15 protein-coding genes and 2 CRISPR repeat arrays are annotated in these 20,171 nt (G+C 71.8%); of the genes, 7 read left to right on the top strand and 8 right to left on the bottom strand.

Features of this window, described 5'->3' with window-relative positions:
* The first annotated feature begins 70 nt into the window (after window positions 1-70).
* Both AHOG_RS18270 and AHOG_RS18265 read left to right on the top strand, forming a co-directional pair.
* Window positions 71-640, top strand: coding sequence for a hypothetical protein (locus tag AHOG_RS18270; protein WP_157736905.1), 570 nt, complete (start codon window positions 71-73; stop codon window positions 638-640).
* Window positions 637-2,187 (top strand): multicopper oxidase family protein, encoded by a 1,551-nt coding sequence (locus AHOG_RS18265; protein ID WP_093942444.1) that lies wholly within the window; start codon window positions 637-639, stop codon window positions 2,185-2,187. The genes AHOG_RS18270 and AHOG_RS18265 overlap by 4 nt, the downstream gene beginning before the upstream one ends.
* A 65-nt stretch (window positions 2,188-2,252) precedes the next feature.
* On the opposite strand, the gene AHOG_RS18260 is transcribed toward AHOG_RS18265, so the two are convergent.
* Window positions 2,253-3,122 carry an NAD(P)H-binding protein gene (locus AHOG_RS18260; RefSeq protein WP_093942443.1) on the bottom strand — a complete coding sequence of 290 codons (870 nt, stop codon included), beginning with the start codon at window positions 3,120-3,122 and terminating at the stop codon, window positions 2,253-2,255.
* Window positions 3,123-3,217: 95 nt separating this feature from the next.
* Here AHOG_RS18260 and AHOG_RS18255 point away from each other — a divergent pair, with 95 nt between their 5' ends.
* The 5 genes from AHOG_RS18255 (at window position 3,218) to AHOG_RS28735 (ending at window position 10,308) form a co-directional block, all read left to right on the top strand.
* On the top strand, window positions 3,218-4,066 hold the full coding sequence (locus AHOG_RS18255; RefSeq protein ID WP_211290442.1) for a helix-turn-helix domain-containing protein: 849 nt from the start codon (window positions 3,218-3,220) through the stop codon (window positions 4,064-4,066).
* 200 nt (window positions 4,067-4,266) lie between these two features.
* Window positions 4,267-4,904: a CRISPR direct-repeat array (repeat unit 28 nt; unit sequence ATCGGCCCCGCGCACGCGGGGATGGCTC).
* A 26-nt stretch (window positions 4,905-4,930) separates the two neighbouring features.
* Window positions 4,931-5,212 carry a hypothetical protein gene (locus AHOG_RS18245; RefSeq protein ID WP_093942441.1) on the top strand — a complete coding sequence of 94 codons (282 nt, stop codon included), beginning with the start codon at window positions 4,931-4,933 and terminating at the stop codon, window positions 5,210-5,212.
* Between the two features lie 413 nt (window positions 5,213-5,625).
* Window positions 5,626-6,081: a CRISPR direct-repeat array (repeat unit 28 nt; unit sequence ATCGGCCCCGCGCACGCGGGGATGGCTC).
* Window positions 6,082-6,348: 267 nt separating this feature from the next.
* Window positions 6,349-6,783 (top strand): effector-associated constant component EACC1, encoded by a 435-nt coding sequence (locus tag AHOG_RS18240; protein WP_184450944.1) that lies wholly within the window; start codon window positions 6,349-6,351, stop codon window positions 6,781-6,783.
* Entirely contained in the window at window positions 6,783-9,152 is a 2,370-nt protein-coding gene (locus AHOG_RS18235; RefSeq protein ID WP_093942440.1) for a caspase family protein, read from the top strand. The genes AHOG_RS18240 and AHOG_RS18235 overlap by 1 nt, the downstream gene beginning before the upstream one ends.
* 424 nt (window positions 9,153-9,576) lie before the next feature.
* Window positions 9,577-10,308 carry a hypothetical protein gene (locus AHOG_RS28735; protein WP_157736904.1) on the top strand — a complete coding sequence of 244 codons (732 nt, stop codon included), beginning with the start codon at window positions 9,577-9,579 and terminating at the stop codon, window positions 10,306-10,308.
* A 286-nt stretch (window positions 10,309-10,594) separates the two neighbouring features.
* Here AHOG_RS28735 and AHOG_RS18225 read toward each other — a convergent pair whose 3' ends face one another.
* The 7 genes from AHOG_RS18225 to AHOG_RS18195 all read right to left on the bottom strand — a co-directional run bounded on the left by AHOG_RS18225 (window position 10,595) and on the right by AHOG_RS18195 (window position 20,151).
* Window positions 10,595-11,017, bottom strand: a complete 423-nt coding sequence (locus AHOG_RS18225) for an SgcJ/EcaC family oxidoreductase (RefSeq protein WP_093942438.1) — start codon at window positions 11,015-11,017, stop codon at window positions 10,595-10,597.
* A 411-nt stretch (window positions 11,018-11,428) separates the two neighbouring features.
* The gene (locus AHOG_RS18220; protein WP_093942437.1) at window positions 11,429-12,562 is read right to left on the bottom strand and encodes an oxygenase MpaB family protein; all 1,134 of its coding nucleotides are present in this window, start codon (window positions 12,560-12,562) and stop codon (window positions 11,429-11,431) included.
* A 374-nt stretch (window positions 12,563-12,936) separates the two neighbouring features.
* Entirely contained in the window at window positions 12,937-14,625 is a 1,689-nt protein-coding gene (locus AHOG_RS18215) for a dipeptide ABC transporter ATP-binding protein (protein WP_093944570.1), read from the bottom strand.
* Window positions 14,626-14,819: 194 nt separating this feature from the next.
* Complete coding sequence (locus AHOG_RS18210) at window positions 14,820-16,598, bottom strand: gamma-glutamyltransferase family protein (protein WP_245857013.1); 1,779 nt, start codon at window positions 16,596-16,598, stop codon at window positions 14,820-14,822.
* Between the two features lie 34 nt (window positions 16,599-16,632).
* Window positions 16,633-17,508, bottom strand: coding sequence for an ABC transporter permease (locus AHOG_RS18205; RefSeq protein WP_093942435.1), 876 nt, complete (start codon window positions 17,506-17,508; stop codon window positions 16,633-16,635).
* Window positions 17,508-18,461: an ABC transporter permease gene (locus AHOG_RS18200; RefSeq protein ID WP_093942434.1), complete on the bottom strand. Its 954-nt coding sequence runs from the start codon at window positions 18,459-18,461 to the stop codon at window positions 17,508-17,510. The genes AHOG_RS18205 and AHOG_RS18200 overlap by 1 nt, the downstream gene beginning before the upstream one ends.
* A 1-nt stretch (window position 18,462) precedes the next feature.
* Window positions 18,463-20,151, bottom strand: coding sequence for an ABC transporter substrate-binding protein (locus tag AHOG_RS18195; protein ID WP_093942433.1), 1,689 nt, complete (start codon window positions 20,149-20,151; stop codon window positions 18,463-18,465).
* Window positions 20,152-20,171 lie beyond the last annotated feature (20 nt).

Here is a 20,171-nt window from a genome sequence, read left to right as displayed (position 1 = left end):
CGATCCGCGACCGTGCTCTACGGTGTAGAAATCTCACTCTACGCCGTAGAAATCAGCGAGGAGGACGCGGATGGGGACACGGGACAGCCCGAGACGATGGCTGGTGCGCTCGACGGGAGCGCCTGGCGCCGGCGGCCCGCCGGGTGTCGCGGAGACACTGCGCCGTTGGATGTATCTGCCGTACTGCCTGCTGACGAGCGCGGTCGCCGTGACCCTGTTCCTTCAGGCGGTGCTGGCCGGACAGTTCCTCTCCGGAACCTTCGGCTCCCTGCAACGACACCAGGACGGCGCGGCACTGGCCGACATGCTGCTGATCACCGCGTTCCTCGTCGCGATCCCGGCACGGTGGCCCGGACGCGGGCCCCGCTGGCCGCTCGTCGCGTCGCTCGGACTGCTCGGGCTCACCGGCGCGCAGAACGTGGCCGGTTTCGAGCGACTGCTCACCGTGCACATCCCGCTGGGCGTGGCGATCATCCTGCTCGCCGTGCTGCTCGCGGTGCGGTCCTGGCGCCTCGTTCCCCACGCGCCGTCCCCGCCGAAGACGGCGGTGCCCTCGGAGCTCGCACGGGCCGCGCCCGCCCCGCACACCCCCGACGACCGCACCCCCGACGACCGCACCCCGCCGAGGAGCCCCGCATGACATCGCTGACCAGGCGCAACCTGTTGCGCGGCCTCGGCATCGGCGCCGTCGGAGCGGCGATCGGCGTGCCGCTGGTGAGCGGGATCGCCGGCTCGGACTCGACGGGACTACTGCTGTCCAGCCGGCTTCCCCTGCCCCCGCCCTTCCAGCTTCCGCTCGCGATCCCGCCCGTCCTCGCCCCGGTGCGGACGGACGCGGCGGCGGATCACTACGCGCTGACCCAGCGCGCGACGACGGTGGAGATCCTGCCCGGCGTCCAGACCGAGATCTGGGGCTACGACGGACGATTCCCCGGCCCCACGATCGTCTCCCGACGCGGCAGGCGGACCGTGGTCCGGCATCGCAACGAGCTGCCCGTGCCCGCCGTGGTCCACCTGCACGGCGGACACACCCCGCCGGAACACGACGGCTATCCCATCGACCTGATCCTGCCGGTGGGGATGTCCGCCGGTCCCGGCCGCGGCGGTGCCGTGCTCGCCGAGGGGGAGCGCGCCTACGACTATCCGCTGGACCAGCGGGCGGCGACGCTCTGGTACCACGACCATCGGATGGACTTCACCGCGCCGAGCGTCTGGCGGGGCCTGGCGGGTTTCCATCTGGTGACCGACGAGGAGGAGGACGCCCTCCCGCTGCCCAGGGGCGAGCGCGATCTGCCGCTGATGATCACCGATCGGTCGTTCGCCGCCGACGGGACGCTGCACTATCCGAGCCTCGACCCGACCCTGACGGGGCGACCGGGCGTCCGGGAGCCCTACGCGGGCGGCGTGCTCGGTGACGTGATCCTGGTGAACGGCGTGCCGTGGCCGCTGGCGGAGGTGCGCGCCGCGCGCTACCGGCTCCGCCTGCTCAACGCCTCCAACGCCCGCCGCTATCGACTGGCCCTGGACCCGCCCCCGCCGGGCGGCGGCGGTCTCGTGCAGATCGGCACCGACGCCGGCCTGCTGGCCGCCCCGGTCCGGCATGACGCCGTCGAACTGGCGCCCGCCCAGCGTTATGACGTGATCGTCGACTTCGGTCGATACCGTCCGGGCACCGAGGTGACCCTCGTCGACGAGTTCGGCGCGGACTCGACGGCGTCGGTGCTGCGATTCCGGGTCGGCGAATGCCTCGCCGACGACACCGCGATCCCCGAGCGGCTCAGCGAGATCGTCCCGCTGAACCCCGCCGACGCCGTCGTCACCCGCACGCTGCGCTTCCAGTCGACGCGCCTGCACGGGATGTCGGGCTGGACGGTCAACGGCAGGCCCTTCCATCCGGACGAGGTCCACGCCGAGCCGCGGCTGGGCAACGTCGAGATCTGGCGGCTGATCTCCGACTTCCACCACCCCGTGCACCTGCACCTGAGCCCGTTCCAGGTGCTCTCGCGCGGCACGGGCGGCCCCGGCCCCTATGACCACGGGTGGAAGGACACCGTCGACGTCCGGCCCGGCGAGGAGGTCGCGATCATCGTGCGCTTCGAGCGGTACGCGGGGCGGTACGTGTTCCACTGCCACAACCTCGAACACGAGGACATGATGATGATGGCGAACTTCGTGGCCGTGGAGTGAGCACTGCGGCGGTCTCGGGGCGCGTCAGTCGGGAAGGGTCCCTGTCCTGGGCCTGCCCGACGTCCTCAGTCGCCGGTCTCGAAGGCCGCGCGGTGCTCGCGGACCCACTCGGCGAAGCTCCGCGTGGGCCGCCCGAGGACCCGCTGCACGTCGTCGGTCACGAAGTCGCCGTCCCCTCGGCGATACCGGCCGAGGCCGTACTCGGTCACCGCGACGAACGACTCGTCCATCCCGGCGGAGAGCATCTGCTGCCGAACGGTCGCCATGTCGACGTCGGCGACCGGCACCGGACGCCCGAGTTCCGCCGCGAGCACCGCGGCCTGGTCGGGAACGCTCAGCGTCTCGGGTCCGGTGAGGGTGTAGACCTTGCCGTCGTGTTCCGGCGACAGCAGCGTGGCCGTCGCGACCTCGGCCACGTCGCCGGGGTGCACCACGCCCTGGGCGCCGGTTCCCGACATGTTGGGCACCGGCAGTCCCGCGCGCACGGACTCGGCCCACTGCACGGCATTGGACGCGAAGCCCGCGGGCCGCAGCACCGTCCACCCCAGACCGCTGCCCCGTACCGCCTGCTCGCCGGGAAGGTGCCAGTCGGCGGGTCGGGTTCCGGCGGGGTCCTCGCCGGTGCTGATCGCGGAGAGCTTGACGACCCGCCGCACGCCCGCCTCGGCCGCCGCCGCGACGAGGTTCCGGTCCTGTGCGGGCAGACCGGGCCCGAAGGTGGTGAGCAGAAGCACCGTGTCCACGTCGGTCAGCGGCGCGGACAGCGACTCGGGCTGGTCGAGGTCGCCGCGCACGATCTGTTCGGCGGTCAGCGCGGACTTCGCCGCGAGCCGGTCGGGGTCGCGGGTGAGGGCACGGACGTCGGCGTCCTGGTCGACGAGAGCGGACAGGACCAGGCTGCCGATGGTGCCGGTGGCACCGATGATCAGGATCATGGCGACGACCCTGTCGGGCGGCGGCGAGGAACTATAGGAAGATTCGGCGGTCGGCCGCGATGCCGCGTCCGGGCCGGGGTGGTTAGCGTGTCGGGATGAGCGTGATGCCGCGGCCTCGTGCGGACGAGACGGCTCCGGCGGCGGAGGGTCGCCGGGAGACGCCGCCCCTGCACTCGGCGCTGCACCCGTGGGTCGAGTCGGTCAGCCTCGACGACGTCGGCGGCCCGACCGGCCCGCGACGCCGCCGCACCCAGCCGCCGGACCCGGCCACCGCCCTGGTGTGGCGGACGACGGCCGAGGGCCGGAGCGATCTGCTCGTGCTGGGCCCGCGCACCCGCGCGGCCTACCGGGCCGGGAAGGAGTTGCCGCTGTGCGTGCGGCTGCGCCTTCGCCCCGGGCACGCCGAGTCGCTTCTCGACGTGCCCGTCGACGAGATCGCCGATCGCACCGTGCCGTTGCGGGACCTGTGGGGCAGGCAGGCCGCGCTGCTGGCGGAGGAGCTGGCCGATCTCGGCGCCGACCCGCCCGGCGTGCTGCGTCGACTGGAGACGACGCTGCTCGGCCGCGTGACGGACCGGACCGGGCCCGCGCTGGATCGGGTGCGCCTCCTGCGTGCGGCCACCGCCCGGCTGGCGGGCGGACTGCGTCGAACCCCGGAACGACTCGGCGACGTCGCTCGCGACGCGGGCCTCAGCGAACGCAGGCTGCGCACCGTCTTCACCAGCGCCGTCGGCCTCTCGCCCCGTCGTTTCGCCCGTGTCACCCGGGTGCGGACGGTCCTGGCCGCGACCAGCGCGGGCGTGGACTCCTGGTCCCGGCTGGCCGTCGACGCGGGCTACTACGACCAGTCGCACCTCACGGCCGAGTTCCGCGAGGTCATGCAGGTGACGCCGGGCCGCTTCGCGGCAGGCCGTCTGCCCGAGGCCGCGCCGTGTCGGAGCTGAGGATCGCGCTGCCTCGCCTGAAGAGCCTCGTGGACGGTCGTGTCGTCGACGGCGTGATCGAGCAGGCGCGGTGGCGGCAGCCGAACACCGTGGCGCGCGGTGCCGCTCCGACCGAGGACGGGCACCCTCCACTCTGGAGTGACCTGGATCACGTGGTCGAAAACGGCGCTCCGACACTCTAAACTCCCTGGTCAACAAGTATCGGCCCCGCGCACGCGGGGATGGCTCACCAATCAACGACTGCAAATCCTCCCCGCGCAGATCGGCCCCGCGCACGCGGGGATGGCTCTCTCGCGACGGCACTGGCCCTGGCTGGCCAGTCATCGGCCCCGCGCACGCGGGGATGGCTCCTCCGTGCCGCCCCGGGCACACCAGACCTCCACATCGGCCCCGCGCACGCGGGGATGGCTCAAGCCACAGCAAAAGAAGCTGAAGATCTAGCTGATCGGCCCCGCGCACGCGGGGATGGCTCCTGCCGCACTGCGGGAGCACCAGGCCGACGACCATCGGCCCCGCGCACGCGGGGATGGCTCCTGCGGGGAGTACTCGGTGAACGTGTCCAGCTGATCGGCCCCGCGCACGCGGGGATGGCTCTCCGGCGGCATGGGGCAACCGAAAGCCGGGATAATCGGCCCCGCGCACGCGGGGATGGCTCGCGTTCGCGCGAGTTCAGCGACGGTCGCCCACGATCGGCCCCGCGCACGCGGGGATGGCTCGCCACTGAAGGGGACCGCGGCGGCGCTGTACGAATCGGCCCCGCGCACGCGGGGATGGCTCCTGAGCGAGCGGTACCAGGTCTCTCGGCAAGTGATCGGCCCCGCGCACGCGGGGATGGCTCACAGGCGGCGGTGGAACGATGGCAGGGTGATCGTGCCTTCGGCGTCGCTGCGCTGGGGCACGGCCTACCTGCACCAGCGGGTCAGTGTGCGCATCGACCGTCCCGCAGGAAGCCTCCACCTGCGGCACGGCTACCGCTATCCGGTGAGCTACTCGAGGGACTCCGGGTTCCTGAGCCCGGAGGAGGAACGGGTCTGGGCGGACAAGGGTCGGGTTCTCGCAGCCCGTGTCAAGCAGGAATCCCCGGTCGTGGCCAGCGTGCACTACCGTGCCAACGGCAGTGTGCCGCGCGGCACCTGCGTCTTCTGACGCCCGCGCCCACGAATCGCCCTGTCGCCTGCTGAGCCGATCGGCAGGTGAGCGGTGACGGCCGGAGTGAGACCAGCCCTACCGCCCTCCGCAAGCCCGGACCGGCGGCCTTCGCCCGTCTGTGTGGCCGCGTTCGGGCATGCACGAAGGCAGCAGGCTGCCGTCGCATCAGGTCGGTGCCGCGTACTGGCGGTGCGGTGCGGATCCACCGCTGCACGGCGGGCGAAACCACGTGTCGTCGGCCGCGACTGTCGTCTCGTCGTCGGCGTGACCGGGTGGGGTGCGGGACGGCCGCCGAACCCTGTGACGGGCTGTACCGCTCCGGCCGAGGGCGAGCACCCTCCACTCTGGAGTGACCTGTATCACGTGGTCGAAAACGGTGTTCCGAAGCTCTAAACTTCCTGGTCAACAAGTATCGGCCCCGCGCACGCGGGGATGGCTCCGGCCGAAGGACGCGGGTACCTGGTCGACGGACATCGGCCCCGCGCACGCGGGGATGGCTCCATGATGGATTGCTCGAACTAGGGTGGTGTCAGATCGGCCCCGCGCACGCGGGGATGGCTCTGGTTACGCCTGGCATGACAACCGCTGAGACGAATCGGCCCCGCGCACGCGGGGATGGCTCCGTCCACTGGGCAGGCGGCATGGACGACGTCGTATCGGCCCCGCGCACGCGGGGATGGCTCCCTTTGGTACATGAGCAGCGAGAACGTAATCGGATCGGCCCCGCGCACGCGGGGATGGCTCTCCGGGACGATGGACCTGTCGACGGCCACCGGCATCGGCCCCGCGCACGCGGGGATGGCTCCACCGACTTGCCGCCGCCTGGTCGGGCGGCGACATCGGCCCCGCGCACGCGGGGATGGCTCGGCCCTACGCCAACACGCTCTGGCCGAACACGACTCCCCCTGTGGTAGCCAGCCCTGCGGCAGCCGCCGTCGACGCCCGCGACGGCGGGCGCCCGTCTCGGCCGCTGCGTCCGCCCGGTCGTGGCTCGGAGCCCGTCTCGGTGTCGGCCGTCGACCGATTCACCGGCGAAACCGGCTGCGTCGCGGGGCCTCGGCGGTGTAGATCAGTAACCGACGGCTCCCGGCCGAACACTCGACGTCCGCGCGGGGGCCGGGAAGGAGCGTGACGTGGTGAGCGTCGAGGTGTCGATCACGCCGGGAACGAGTCGGTACGACGAGGACGAGGAAGCCTGGCAGAGCCAGGTGTCGACGCTGTACGCGGCGCTGCTCGACGAGGTCGGCGGCGTCACGACGGGCGGTGCGGCCGTGCCGGGCGCCAAGGGCGCCTGGGACACGGTGTTGATCGCGTTGGGCTCCTCCGGGGCGCTGACGGCGGCCGTGGCCTGCTTCCGATCCTGGTTGGCCCGCGACCGGACGCGGACGCTCACGCTGACCTGGACCGGGGACTCCGGCGCCGAGCAGCGGATCACCGTGTCGGGCGACAACATCGACCGGGCGTCGTTGCAGGCGCTCGCCCGTGCCGTGGGGGAGCGGATCGGCGACCCGGCCACCGGCGGCGGGAGATCCGACGGCGCCGGGCCGGGCGGCGCCGGGGCACGGTGATGGCGGGCGAGCGCCGCTATCGCGCTCTGCTGGTCGGCAACGGCGACTTCCCGAGCGATCCACACGGCCTGCCCGCCCTGCACGGCCCGGCGGCCGACGTCGCGTTGCTGCGGCGGGCACTCATCGAGGGCGACGGCGCCCTGTTCGCACCCGCCGACGTCGCCGTGTTGGCCGATCGGAAGGTGCAGCGGCTGCGGGAGAGTCTCGACGAGTTCTTCGCCTCGGCCGACCGGAACGACGTCCTGCTGTTGTATTACAGCGGTCACGGCAGGCTCGACCTCGATAATCGGCTGCACCTGTGTGCCAGGGACACCCGCACGGCAGGGTTGCGCGCCACCGCGTTACGGGCCGACGACGTCAACGAGATGATCACGTCCTGCGCGGCGCGCAGCACCATCGTGGTGCTGGACTGCTGTCACAGCGGCGCCTTCAAGGGCTCGGATCTCCTGAGTGGGACGGACCGGCTCGCCGGCCGCGCCCCGGCCATGCGGCCGGGCGGCGCGGGCCCCAGGGCGTTCGTCGACGACGTCACGTCGTGGTGGGGCGGGCTGCGGTCCGGTGTTCGGCGCGGCGGCCGGGGCTCGTCGCCCGGCCGGGCCGGCTTCGGCGGTCCCGAACCGGACTCGCCTGGATTGTCGGGCCAAGACTCGGACGTTGCGCCGCATCGCGGCCGCTACGTGCTGGCGAGCAGCCGGTCGACACAGCTCGCGCAGGACACGACCGACCCCGGCCAGGCCAGTCCCTTCACCGCCGCGCTGGTGCGCGGGCTGACGGAGATCGGCCCCGGTGAGGCGTTGACCGTTCCCGAGGTCTATCGGCGGGTGCATCGGCTGGTCGCGGGCGGGCGCGGCCCGACCCCACAGCTGCGCTTCTCGGGGGAGGGCGAACTGGTCATCGCCCGGCGGGCGGACTCCCGGGCCGTCCCCGAGCCCCGGCCCGACGATGAAGATCCTCGGCATGGCGACGCCCGGCCGGACCCGTCTCGGGTCTTCGCACGAGAACACCGGCGCGACGGGTGGCCCGATGACCAGCGTCCGCCCACGGCCGGCCCGGACCGCCCTCCCGAGCGGTGGCGCTGCCGTCGCATCCGGGACAGCGGCGTCGACTGCCTGCTGGAGCTGCGTCGGGGCCTGGATCGGCACGTCGTCGAATACCGTGCGGTGCCGAGACAGCAGGGACAGGTGTTCGTCGACGGCCGCCGGATCTATCAGGGACCCGGCCTGCTGGACTGCGACTTCCGGCTCGACAGGAACGGCACGCGGGCGCGGCTGACCGTCTCGGAGACCGACATCCGGCTCGTCGTCGACGGTGCCGAGGTCTACGGCCTCGGCCGGGCCGCTCCCGGTTCCCCCGACTGGCTGGAGGAACGGGCGGCGGCGATCCGCGCGAACCTCCTCGACCGTTTCGGCGGCATCGTCAAGGAGCCGACGCTGTGGCTGCGGGTGGCGCCGAGGCTGCGACTGCGGGAGGTCGATGCGGTGCGGGTCAGGACGAGCCGGTCGGCACGGGCGGCGGCCCAGGCGCCGATCATCGCGGTGGCCACCCATCGGTATGTGGGTGACAGCGGTGAGCGGGTCTGGTTCACCGACCAGGCGATGCACGTGCGTGGGAAGGATCGCGGTCTCGCCGTCCCGTACGAGCGGCTGGCGACGTTGGCGGTGTCGTCGGGGAAGGCGGAGCTGACGCTCGGCACCGAGAAGGTGTCGTTCAGCGGCCACGAGCCGATGACGAGGATGCGCAAGGTGATCGAGGCCGTCCAGGCCGCCGTCGTCTACCAGGACACCGGTCTGGGCGAGCCGCCGCCGCTGCATCGGCACAGCGGCGGCGACGCCCTCGGCGGCGGCACGCGGCAGCACGGGACCTCGGGCCCCGAGGCGCCCCGCGATCCGCAGTCCGGCCTCCTCGCCGTGATCATCGGGTTCGCGGTGGCACAGACCCTCCTCGCCTCCGGGACTCGGGAGGTGGAGCTGTTCCACTACGGACTCGGCATCATGGTGGTCCTCGCGGCCCTGCCGTGTATGATCGCCGCGCCGCTTCTCGCGCGAACCCGGCTCTTCCGTGGCTTCGGCGGTGCCATGACGCTCACCGGGGTGGCCGCACTCCTGTATGCCGTGTCCTTCAACTGGGTGCCGATCCTCGGCAACGCCTGGGCCCGCGCGGGTGGCGAGGAGGAGCTGCCGTTGTACGGCTGGCTCATTCCCCTCGGCGACGCGGGCGGCATCGCCCTCGGCGGCGTGGACACCGGCGCACTCGGGGAGTGGCCCCGCGTCTGGGGTGCCGTGCTGCTCGCGGCCGTCGCCTTCGCCGTGGTGACCACCGATGTGATCCTGCTGCACCGCGAACGCCGCCGAGCGGAGCGCGGCGGCTGAGCCCGTGCCCGACGCGTCGCCGTGCGGGACCCGCTGCGCTGTTCTGCCTGCCTCGGCGTGGTGTTCGGTTCAGTGGCGTAGGCGGTTGAGGAGGGTGATGAGGGTGATGAGGGTGGTTCGGTGGATGGGGGGGTAGTGCGGTGGTGGGGAGGGTGGTGATTGTGACGGTGCGGAGGGTTTCGATGGCGGCTTCGAGGAATTCGACGCCGTGGTCGGTGATGGTGAGTCGACCAAGTCGAGTTGAGCAATTTGAGAAAGGTGGGATAAGCCGTGAAGATGTCACCGATCTTGTCTTCGGCTGTCTCGAACGGGAAAAATGCGTCGGGCGCCTTAAGGATGCTGAAGTGTCTGCCTCCGGTATTTGTGCGGTCGGATTTTTCGCCGGTCCTCGATGCCGAGGGGATAGGCGGTGACTATGTAGCCGTTGTCTGAGATCACGACGGACGACGCGTTTCCGGTCACCGACAAGGTCTACATCGTAGACCTCGGATCCTTGCCCGGAGTAACCGATGTGCTCCCCGCGCTCGATCCCGGCAAAGATGAGATCCACCACCCGATGCAGCGGCACACCTTTTTTCGCAAACTCGCGCTCTCTTTTTGGCCGCAGGATATGAGCTTGGCCGGAAAAGTCGATGTCGCCGACCTCCAGCCATACCAGATGGCCTTGCTGATGACGGCCAACGCGAATGACCTTCTCGGGGCTGATCTTCGTTTCCTTCCGGCGAAGCTCGGCGATCTCCTCGGCATAGCGGACTTCCGGCGCGGACCCTCGCTCGGCGTCCGCCAGAGGGCCGGCAGACGGCGGACGAGTCGTCGTCTCCTCGGTGGAGGACGCTACCGAGGACAGCACGCCGGGATCGCCGACCCCGTGGCCGGCGATCCCGTGGCAGTAGCCGTCGATGAGGTCCTGCGCCTGGCCGAACAGTGCATGGGCCGCGCGGACGTCGTTGCCGGACGCGCGGGCCAGGTGGTTGATCTGTTCGACCTCGGATCGGGTCGAACCGGCGGTGGCGGTGGCGAAGACCTCGGCGCCGTCGGTGATCGCCGCGTCTGCCCTGGCCGTCGCCCGGCGGGCGTCCGACAACAGGGCGTGGGCCCGCCGCAGCTGCTCGACCACGTCCGTGACCGACACGGCTCGACACCTCACACTCGGTGACGTCGAGATCATGCCGGACCCGTGGCGGTGCCGGTGGAGCGGGGTGCGGACGGCGTCAGACCACGCGATTCGATTCCGGCGCCCGGCAGGACTGCCCATGGTCGAGCAGTGAGGTCCCCGACGACTGCCCAGTCAGCCGATCCTCACCCCGGCGAGCCGTCAGTCAGGCGCGATCGCCTGATCGACCCGGTGTCGCCGCCGACACCAGGCCCGCGCCTGCCACTGCCGCCACCACCGGCACCGCTACCGGCACCGGCTGCCTGCCCGGGCCACTGCCACCGAAGTACTAGTCGTGGGAGAAGTGCATCCTGCTGTTGTGAAACGTCGTGAAGAGCCAGCGACCGTCGCGCTTCACCGCATGCCGGGTCTGAATCGACAACGCCTCCGGGGCGCACTCCTGCTCGCCGGGTCGCAACACGCAGACGCCGCTGGTGACGACCACCGCCACGTCGGGCAACGGAAAACGAATCGTCCGTTCCCTGGCCTGCGACATGCGGGTTCCCGCCATGAAGCCGTCGAAGCCCTCCTGAAGACTCTCGGCGATCTCCGCCCGACTCCGCAGGTGGCTGCCGTCGACCGCCACGAAGTCGGCTTCCTCGGTGAACGTGTCCGCGAAGGCCGCGCCGTCCCTGGCCCAGGAGTCCACCTGCCGCTGAAGCAGGCCGTCCAGAGCGTCGACGTCCTGTTGCCTGTCCGGCGTCGTGGTCATCGATTCACTCCGTTCACGAGTTCGCAGGCGCGGCACGCCGGCGAGTTCCGGTTCACGAGCAGCAGAAGAAGATTACAAGGAGGCAGTACCGCGACGGCCCTCTGCCTGGACGGCGCTCTGTCCGGTCGACACCCTGTCCGGTCGACAACCCGTCCGGTCGGCATCCTGTCTGGTCGGCGGTCGGCAGGTGCCCGTGTCGGTGGTGGCAGGCGCGCAGCCGACGCCGCAACGCCAGCGCCGTGGTCTGCGAACTCGTGGCAGCGGCCGTCGATGAGGCCCGGCGCCTGGCCGAACAAGGGCCGCGACCGCCGACGAGCCATGCGGAATCCGACGCGCGATCCGAGCGCCTCGCGCCGCCGCGTCCTCAGCCGCTCGTGGTGATCCCTCGGCACCGAGACGGCATCGACCCGTTCACCGACGACCGGCCGGGCACGCACCCGAGGCGAGCCACTTCTCCTTCAGCTCGGCGGGGATGTTCAGGGTGGTGGGCTGCCCGTCGCAGAGGACGCGGACGCTGCCGGTGAGCAGCAGGCTGCCCGCCTTGTCCAGGACGGCCGTGGCGATCCTGCTGCGGTCCTCCGCCCGTTCCAGCAGGCGCATCAACCGGGCTCCGGCGCGGACGGCGCCCCGCCAGCCTCGGGAATGCGGTACGCCCATCCAGTCGGCCACGTGCGGACGAACCGTCTGACGGACCATCGCCGCGACGACGCCGTCGAACATCCTGCCGGGCACCATCCTCTCGTAGAGGTCGAGCAGATTCCGCGTGAGTTCCACGCCCTCGGGCGACGGCGCGTACGAGGCCTCGACGAGCGTCGCGTTGAGTTCCTGTGCCTCGGCCAGGGTCTCCGGCATCGCCTCGGCGGGAATCCCGAGCAGGGCGCCCGTCACCCGCCAGACGTGGTAGTAGTCCTCGGCCTCCTTCTCGGTCACCGAGACACCGATCCGCCGCATGCCGTCGATCACCTGCACCGAGAAGATGAGCAGCGCGCCGAGCAGATCCTGTTGGCAGACGGGCACCCCGTCGGCCTCGACGTCCCAGGTGCCGGAGTGAGTGATGAAGTACCGGACGGCGGCATGGATCAGCCGGGTCTTCTGGATGGTGGGCAGGAACGCTCCACCGGCCCCGAACGGCGCGGGCGCCATCATGTCGAGCACGAACTGCGCGGTCTCCGACAGCCGTCGATGCGGTTGGTTCAGCCGGTGCGTCAGCGCCAGCACTCGGGACGGTCTCGGCTGGGCGTAGCAGTTGACCATCGCGCCGAACGACAGAACCGAGGCGACGTGCACGCCGTCGTCGATGAAGAAGTCGTACGCGCCCGCCACGCGATCGAGGTCGGTCCAGTCCGGCACGGCGTCGGTGGCGAGGAGATACGCCCGCACCGGCGGCGGTAACTCCTCGGGGACGGGCTGGTCGTTGGACCGGAATCGGGCGAGGACCTCGTTCACCGCGCCCACCTGATCGGTGGCCACCAACTCGGTGATCACGTCGTCCGCGAGCGGGTCGCCGCGGAACTTCAACGCCTCGATGCCTGCCGCGTCGATCATCGGGCTGCCCCCCTGCTGCTACGGTGCGCCACTCGCGCCCGATCAGCTAAGGCCTTCCCAGGGGGCGATGACCAGAGCCGCCGCCGTCGACCCCCCGAATGCCCTTTCTCTATAGCCCGAACGGCCTAGAAGTCCGCTCCGTGGGTTCGTCGGCGTTCGGTGCCCCGGGCGCCGCTGCCTGTCGACGTCGTCGCCGCACCTCGGCCGGATCGGGATCGGGGCCGGGCCGAGGTCGGATGAGCCTTCGTCGACCGGGGGCGTCGAGGCGGCGTCGGGCGGGGCCGAATCGGACCCGGGAGCAGCATCGAACCCCGCCGTCGCTCGTGCAGGCTCGCACCGTCCTCGGTCCGGTCGGCCTGCCCGAGCTCAGGTCCTCAGCCGAAGAAGCCCGCCCCCGGAATCGCGTCGAGCAGGTTGCGCGTGTAGTCGGTCTCCGGGTTCTCGAACACCCGCTCGACGGTGTCCCGTTCGACGACCTGGCCCGCCCGCATCACCAGGACGTCGTCGGCGATGAGCCGCACCACGGCGAGATCGTGAGTGATGAACAAGTAGGTCAGACCCAGATCGCGTTGCAGGCCGGCGAGCAGCCGCAACACCTGATCCTGCACCAGGACGTCCAGCGCGGACACCGCCTCGTCGCAGATGACCACCGACGGCTCCAACGCCAGCGCCCTGGCCAGCGCCACCCGCTGCCGCTGCCCGCCGGACAGCTCGTTGGGGTGACGCTGGGCGACGCTGCGCGGCAGGGCGACGTGATCGAGCAGTTCGGCGACCCGCCGCCTGCGGCTCTGCCGGTCGCCGGTGCGGAACACCCGCAGCGGCTCGTCCACGATGCGTTCGATGGTGAACATCGGGTTCAGCGAGCCGTAGGGGTCCTGGAACACCGGCTGCATCGCCCGGCGGATCGCCCGCCGCTCCGCGCCGCGCGCGGTCTGCACCGTGCGGCCGTCCAGCCGCACCGACCCGGCCGTGGGCGTCTCCAGCCCCAGCACCATCTTGGCGACGGTGGACTTCCCCGACCCGGACTCGCCGACGATCGCCGTGGTGGAGCCCCGGCGGACGCGGAAGCTCACGTCGTCGACCGCGCGCAACGTCCCGGAGAGCCTGCCCCGAAGTCGGTAGTCCTTCACCAGCCCGTCGACGACGAGGACGTCGGCCGCCGTGCCCCTCGCGTCGCTGGAACCGAGTTCGGCCGGAGTCTCCCGCTCGACGACCGTGGTCGATGCCGGGGCCGCGCCGCCGAGGAACCGCCGGGCGGTCACCACCGAGGGCGCGGCGGCCACCAGCCGCCGGGTGTACTCGTGCTGCGGGTCCTCCAGCAGGGCACGCGCCGAGCCGGACTCCACCACCCGGCCCTGCGACATGACGAACACGGTGTCCGCCCGGTCGGCGGCCAGACCGAGATCGTGGGTGATGAACAGCAGCGACGTGCCCGACGACGACACCAGCGTCGTCAGGTGGTCCAGGATCTGCCGCTGCACGGTGACATCGAGCGCGGAGGTCGGCTCGTCGGCGATGAGCAGCCGCGGCCGGCACGCCAGTCCGATGGCGATGAGCACCCGCTGCCGCATCCCGCCGGAGAACTCGTGCGGATACTGCCGGGACCGTCGGGCGGCGTCGGGGATGCCCGCGTCGCCCATCAGCTCGATCGCCCGGCTGCGTGCCTCGGCGCCCGTGGCCAGGCCGTGGGCGCGCAGCGTCTCCGCCACCTGATCCCCGACCCGGCGCACCGGGTTCAGGTTGGACATCGGATCCTGCGGCACCAGGCCGATCTCCCGGCCGCGCAGCCTGCGCAGCCGGGACTCGCCCGCCGTGGTGATGTCCTCGCCTCGGAAGCGGACGCTGCCCGAGGTGATCCGCCCCCGGCCCGCCAGCAGCCCCAGGACCGCCATGGCGGCGGTGGACTTCCCGGAGCCCGACTCGCCGACGACGGCGACCCGCTCACCCGGCCGCACCGTGAGGTCGACCCCGCGCACGGCGGGCGTCGCGCCCGGCGCGGTGGAGAAGGACACCTCCAGGTCGCGTAGTTCGAGAAGAGGTGTGGCGGTGTCGGTCTCGGTCATCGTCCTCACACTCCTGGTGTGCCGCCGGTCCGCCGTCCCGGCCGACCGGCTGTGCGGTCGGGCTTCCTCGGACGACCGGTGCTCGGGTCTGCCGTCGGTTCTGTCGTGCGATGCCGCCATGAGGGCGGCCGTGTCGGATCGGGTTCCGGAGGCGGCGCGCGGGCGCGGCGTCGAGTGCCCCGCGCGCCGTGGAGTCAGCGCCCGACCGCGTAGCCCTGCATGCCACGCGGATTCGCCGCCGCCGTCAGCACCCCGGTGTCCGGGTTCCTCGTCACCGAGGACAGCCGCCCCAACGCCCAGTCGCCCGCCCTGGTGACCAGGTGGCCGCGCCGGGTCAGCTCGGCGATGACGTCCTCGCCGAGGCGGTCCTCGACGACGATCTCGCCGGGGCTCCAGGTGCGCGGCCAGAACGAGCCGGGCATCGACGTGGTGTGGAAGGCCGGGGCGTCGACGGCCTGTTGCGGGGTGTAGCCGCCGACGATGGTCCGCAGCAGGTAGAGCAGCTGCCACTGGTCCTGCTGGTCGCCGCCGGGAGAGCCGAGCGCGGTCAGCGGCACGCCGTCACGCAGCACCAGGGTCGGCGTCAGCGTGGTGCGCGGCCGCCGTCCGGGGCGCAGCGCCGAGGGGGAGTCCTCGTCCAGCCAGGTCATCTGGAGCCGGGTGCCCAGGCAGAAGCCCAGTTCGGGGATGGTGGGGGAGGACTGGAGCCAGCCGCCCGACGGCGTCACCGAGACCAGGTTGCCCCACCGGTCGACGACGTCGACATGACACGTGTCGCCCTTCGTCTCGCCCGCCCGGCTGACCGTCGGCTCGCCCGCGGCGGCGCCCGCCGCCGACACGTCGTAGGCGACGCGCAGCGGCGGCTGGTAGGCCGTCCGGCCGGGCAGCACGCCGGGGCGGAGCTCGGCCGAGGCGGTCTCGCCGATCAGCGCCCGACGCTCGGCGGCGTACTCCGCGGACAGCAGCGTCTCGGCGGGCGGGGCGAGCGTGCCCTCGCCGTCGCCGTAGTAGGCGTCGCGGTCGGCGAGGGCCAGCTTCATCGCCTCGACGATCCGGTGGGCGCCCGCCGAGGTGCTCGGGTCGATCTCGGCGTCGGTGAAGCCCTCCAGGATCGCCAGCGTCTGCAACAACGCCGGTCCCTGCCCCCAGAAGCCCGTCTTGGCGATCGTGTGGCCGCGGAACTCCACCGTCACGGCAGGCTCGTAACCCGCCGAGAACCCGGCGAAGTCCGCCGCCGTGATCACGCCTGCATGGTCGGTGCCCGAGGCGTGCCGGTGCGGGGTGCGCACGAACTCCTCGACGGCCTCGGCGACGAAGCCCTCCCGCCACGCCGAGCGGGCGGCCTCGATCCGCGCGACCCGATCGGGCGCGTCGGCACCCGCCGCGACCAGCCGCTGAAGCACGCGGGCGTAGGCGGGCAGCCGCACCAGCTCACCGGCCTCCGGCGCGCGGCCCTCGGGCGTCCACAGCTCGGCGGAGGTCGGCCAGTGCTCGGAGAACAGCTCGGAGACCCCGGCGATCGTCGCGCACACCCGCGCCAGCGCCGGATGGCCGTCGCGGGCGTAGCCGATCGCGAACTCGAGGACGTCGGCGAGCTCCCAGGTCCCGTGATCGCGCAGCAGCACGAACCAGGCGTCGACCGCCCCGGGCACCGCGGCGCCCAGCGCCCCCGCGCCGGGGACCAGGTCCAGCCCTTCGGCACGGTAGTGATCGATCGTCGCCTTCTCGGGGGCGGGCCCCTGTCCCACGAGCACCTGCGGGGTCGGATCGGTCGCCGTGGTGAACACGCCGGTGAGGTCCCCGCCGGGACCGTTGAGGTGCGGCTCGACCACGTGCAGGACGAAGCCCGCGGCGACGGCGGCGTCGAAGGCGTTGCCGCCGCGCTCCAGCACGGCCTGCGCGGTGGCGGAGGCGGTCCAGTGCGTCGTCGCCGCCATGCCGAACGTGCCCGCAAGGGTGGGGCGGCTGGTCATCGCGGGTGGGGGGACGAAGGTCACGAGCAGATCCTCAGCGTCGAGTGGTCGGGTCGAGTGCGTCGCGCAGGGCGTCGCCGAACAGGTTGAAGCCAAGACAGATCAGCAGGATGGCCAGGCCCGGGAAGATCGCCGCCGTGGGCGCCCGCACCAGGTACTGCTGGGCGTCGGCGAGCATCACGCCCAGGCTGGGCGTCGGCGGCTGGATGCCGAGACCGAGGAAGGACAGCGTCGCCTCGCCGATGACCGCCACCGGCATGATCACCGTGGCCTGGACGATGATCGCCGAGGCCGCGTTGGGCAGGATGTGCTGGGCGAGGATGCGCGGCCCCGAGGCGTCCAGACCGCGGGCCGCGAGCACGAAGTCCTTGCCCTTGAACCGCAGCGTCTCGGCGCGCACGACCCGGATCATGGTGGGGATCTGCGCGACGCCCAGCGCGATGGCGGCGTTGGTCAGGCTCGGTCCGTTGATGGCGGCCAGCCCGACGGCCAGCACGAGGAACGGGAAGGCCAGCATCAGGTCGGTCAGCCGCGACACGACCGCGTCGAGCACCGGCCAGAAGCCCGCCAGCAGTCCCAGCGGGGTGCCGATGACGATCGCCAGCAGCACCGAGAGGCCGCCGACCTGCAACGACGTCCGCGCGCCGTGCAGCAGCCGGGAGAGGATGTCGCGGCCGAGATCGTCGGTGCCCAGCGCGTAGCCGATGGTGAGCGGCTGCTGGAAGGGCGCGTCGAAGTGCACCTCGGCGGGCGGATACGGCGCGATCCAGGGCGACAGCAGCGCCCCCGCGATCACGACGAGCAGCAGCACGGCGCCGGTGACGCCCAGCGGATTGCGCAGCAGATCGCGCAGGAGGCGACCGCGTACCTGGGCGAGGTCGGCCTGCACGGGTTCGGTGACGGTGGACATCAGGCCTTGCCTCCCACTCGGATACGCGGGTCGATGAGCGTGTAGAGGACGTCCACGGCCAGGTTGATCAGGATGTAGGCCGCCGTCACCACCAGGACCACGGCCTGGATCACCGGATAGTCGCGGCTGAAGACGGAGTCGAGGGTGAGCTTGCCGAAGCCGGGCAGACCGAAGATCCGCTCGGTGACCACCGCGCCGGAGATCAGCCCGCCGAGTTGCAGCCCGACGATCGTGACCACGGTGATCAGACTGTTCCGCAGGGCGTAGCGCAGCAGCACGGTCCCCCGGCCGAGGCCCTTGGCCCTGGCGGTGCGGACGTAGTCGGCGGTCAGCGTCTCCAGCATCGAGGCGCGGGTCTGCCGCATCACCACCCCCGCGATGCCGGTGCCCAGGATGATCGCGGGCAGCGTCAGGTGCAGCAGGCCGCGCAGCGGGTCCTCCCACGGCGAGACGTAGCCCGACGCCGGGAACCAGCCCAGCCCCACCGCCAGATAGAGGATGGCGAGGATGCCCAGCCAGAAGTTCGGCACCGACAGCGACACCAGGGCGAAGCCGTTGGCCGTCCACTCCGGCCAGCGACCCCGGAAGACCGCCGCGACGACGCCCGCGCCGATTCCGAACAGCATGGCCACCACGAGCGCGTAGACCGACAGCTCGATCGTGACCGGAAGCGTGGTGGCGATCAGCTCGGTGACGGGCGTGCCGGTGCGGATCGAGTCGCCCAGGTCACCGCTCAGCGTGTTGGTGAGAAAGCGCCAGTACTGCACGAACAGCGAGTCGTCCAGGCCGAGGCTCGCGCGGACGGCCGCCAGCCGCTCCGGGTCGGCCTCCTCGCCCGCCATGGCCAACGCCGGGTCGCCGGGCAGCGCGCGCACCCCGAGGAACACCACGGCCGAGGCGAGCAGGAGGGTGACGAGCGACTGCCACGCCCTTGTCAGCAGGTAGCGGCCCACGTCAGTCCTCCTCGGCTCGGAAGGCGGCGCGGCCCAGCCGCACGACGCCGTCGGCGTAGACCTCCACACCGACGACACCCTCGTCGTGGGCGGTGATGTTGCGCTCGCGGTACAGGTACACCACCGGGTTGTCCCGCTGGAGGACCTCCACGATCTCCCCGTACAGCTCGGCCCGCCGCTCGACGTCCTCGACCTCGGCCGCCTCGCCGAGCATCTCGTCGACCTCGGCGACGCTGTAGCCCGCGTAGTTGCTGCCCGCGCCGGTCTCCATGAACGTCCTGATGTTGTTGTTCGGGTCGATCCGGCCCGACCAGCCCAGCTGCACGGCGTCGAAGGTGCCGTTGGACTGGACGTCGAGCAGGGTGGAGTACTCCACCGGCACGATCTCGATCTCGAAGCCGCCCTCGCCGACGGAGGCCTGCAACGCCTGGGAGAACCGCAGCGTGTCCGGGTTGTTGGCGGCCTGCAGCCTGATCCGGTACGGGGTCTCGACGCCCGCCTCGGCGAGCAGTCTGCGCGACTCCTCGGGATCGTGCTCGGGACAGACCTCGCTCGCCTCGCTGGTGAACGGGCTGGCGGGCGAGATCGGTGAGCAGGCGGGCTCGAACCAGTTGTTGAACACCGAGTTGACCAGCGCGTCGCGGTCGACGGCGTGGGAGAACGCCTGCCGTACCCGAGGGTCGGAGCCCAGCGGCGTGTCGATCTCGCCGGTCTCGGCGCCCACCCCGGCGACGTTGCCGACGTTGAAGGTGACGCCCTGGTAGCCGAGTGAGGCGATCTGGAGGACCTCGATGCCGTCCTCCTGGTCGAGCGCGTCGACCTCGGTGGTGGAGACCCGGTCGATCACCTGCACGTCGCCGGAGCGCAGGTTCGCCGCTCGGATCGAGGCGTCGGACATGATCCGATAGGTGATCGTGTCGAGGTGTACCTGGTCGGCGTCGTAGTAGAGCGGGTCGCGTTCCACGCTGATCGAGGTCTGCGGGACCCGGTCGACGAAGCGGAACGGCCCGACGCACACCGGGTGTCCGCCGAAGGCGTCGCCGCGTTCGGCGAGCGCGGCGGGGGAGAGGATCATCCCCGCCCGGTCGGCCAGTGCCCCGGTGATCGGCGCGAAGGGCTCGGCGTAGTGCAGGACGACGTGCTCGTCGTCGAGCACCTCGACGGACTCGATCGGCCCCAGCTCGGCGCGCCGGGCGGAGTCCTCCTTCTCCAGGTGTCGGAGCAGCGTCGTGCGGACCGCCTCGGCGTCCAGCGGCACCCCGTCGGCGAAGACGGCGTCCGTGCGCAGCGGGATGGTGACGGCGAGTCCGTCGTCGGAGACGCTCGGCAGCTCGGTGGCGAGCTGGGGGACCAGCTCACCCTCGGCGTCGAGGTCGTAGAGCTTCTCGCAGACGCTGCTCATGACGTATCGGGTGTACAGCGACGTCGAGGTGGTCGGGTCGAGCTGGTCGGGCTCGGCGGAGAGGCCCATCACCAGATCGCCGCCCTCCTGCACCGGGGTGTCGCCCACCGGCGACCCGGTGACGTCCGACCGCTCGCCCGCGGGCGGGGGCGGCTGGACCGGGACGCAGGCGCTGGCCGCCAGCACCGCCAACGCCGTGCCGACCACGGCGCCGGAACGGCGTCCGAGCCGACCGCGTCGGGCGCTGCGCCACGGGAGCGCAGCGGGGCGCACCTCCGGACGGGGCATAGGGGACCTCACAGAACATC

Origin of the sequence: Actinoalloteichus hoggarensis, assembly GCF_002234535.1 — a bacterium.
Lineage (GTDB): Bacteria > Actinomycetota > Actinomycetes > Mycobacteriales > Pseudonocardiaceae > Actinoalloteichus_A > Actinoalloteichus_A hoggarensis.
This window is presented reverse-complemented; position numbering and strand designations above follow the sequence as displayed.

Bases quoted from the DNA above. Each gene is read 5' to 3' on its own strand.
- AHOG_RS18270 (WP_157736905.1), top strand. From the start codon at position 71: ATGGGGACACGGGACAGCCCGAGACGATGGCTGGTGCGCTCGACGGGA.
- AHOG_RS18265 (WP_093942444.1), top strand. From the start codon at position 637: ATGACATCGCTGACCAGGCGCAACCTGTTGCGCGGCCTCGGCATCGGC.
- AHOG_RS18260 (WP_093942443.1), bottom strand. From the start codon at position 3,122: ATGATCCTGATCATCGGTGCCACCGGCACCATCGGCAGCCTGGTCCTG.
- AHOG_RS18255 (WP_211290442.1), top strand. From the start codon at position 3,218: ATGAGCGTGATGCCGCGGCCTCGTGCGGACGAGACGGCTCCGGCGGCG.
- AHOG_RS18235 (WP_093942440.1), top strand. From the start codon at position 6,783: ATGGCGGGCGAGCGCCGCTATCGCGCTCTGCTGGTCGGCAACGGCGAC.
- AHOG_RS18225 (WP_093942438.1), bottom strand. From the start codon at position 11,017: ATGACCACGACGCCGGACAGGCAACAGGACGTCGACGCTCTGGACGGC.
- AHOG_RS18220 (WP_093942437.1), bottom strand. From the start codon at position 12,562: ATGATCGACGCGGCAGGCATCGAGGCGTTGAAGTTCCGCGGCGACCCG.
- AHOG_RS18215 (WP_093944570.1), bottom strand. From the start codon at position 14,625: ATGACCGAGACCGACACCGCCACACCTCTTCTCGAACTACGCGACCTG.
- AHOG_RS18210 (WP_245857013.1), bottom strand. From the start codon at position 16,598: ATGACCAGCCGCCCCACCCTTGCGGGCACGTTCGGCATGGCGGCGACG.
- AHOG_RS18205 (WP_093942435.1), bottom strand. From the start codon at position 17,508: ATGTCCACCGTCACCGAACCCGTGCAGGCCGACCTCGCCCAGGTACGC.
- AHOG_RS18195 (WP_093942433.1), bottom strand. From the start codon at position 20,151: ATGCCCCGTCCGGAGGTGCGCCCCGCTGCGCTCCCGTGGCGCAGCGCC.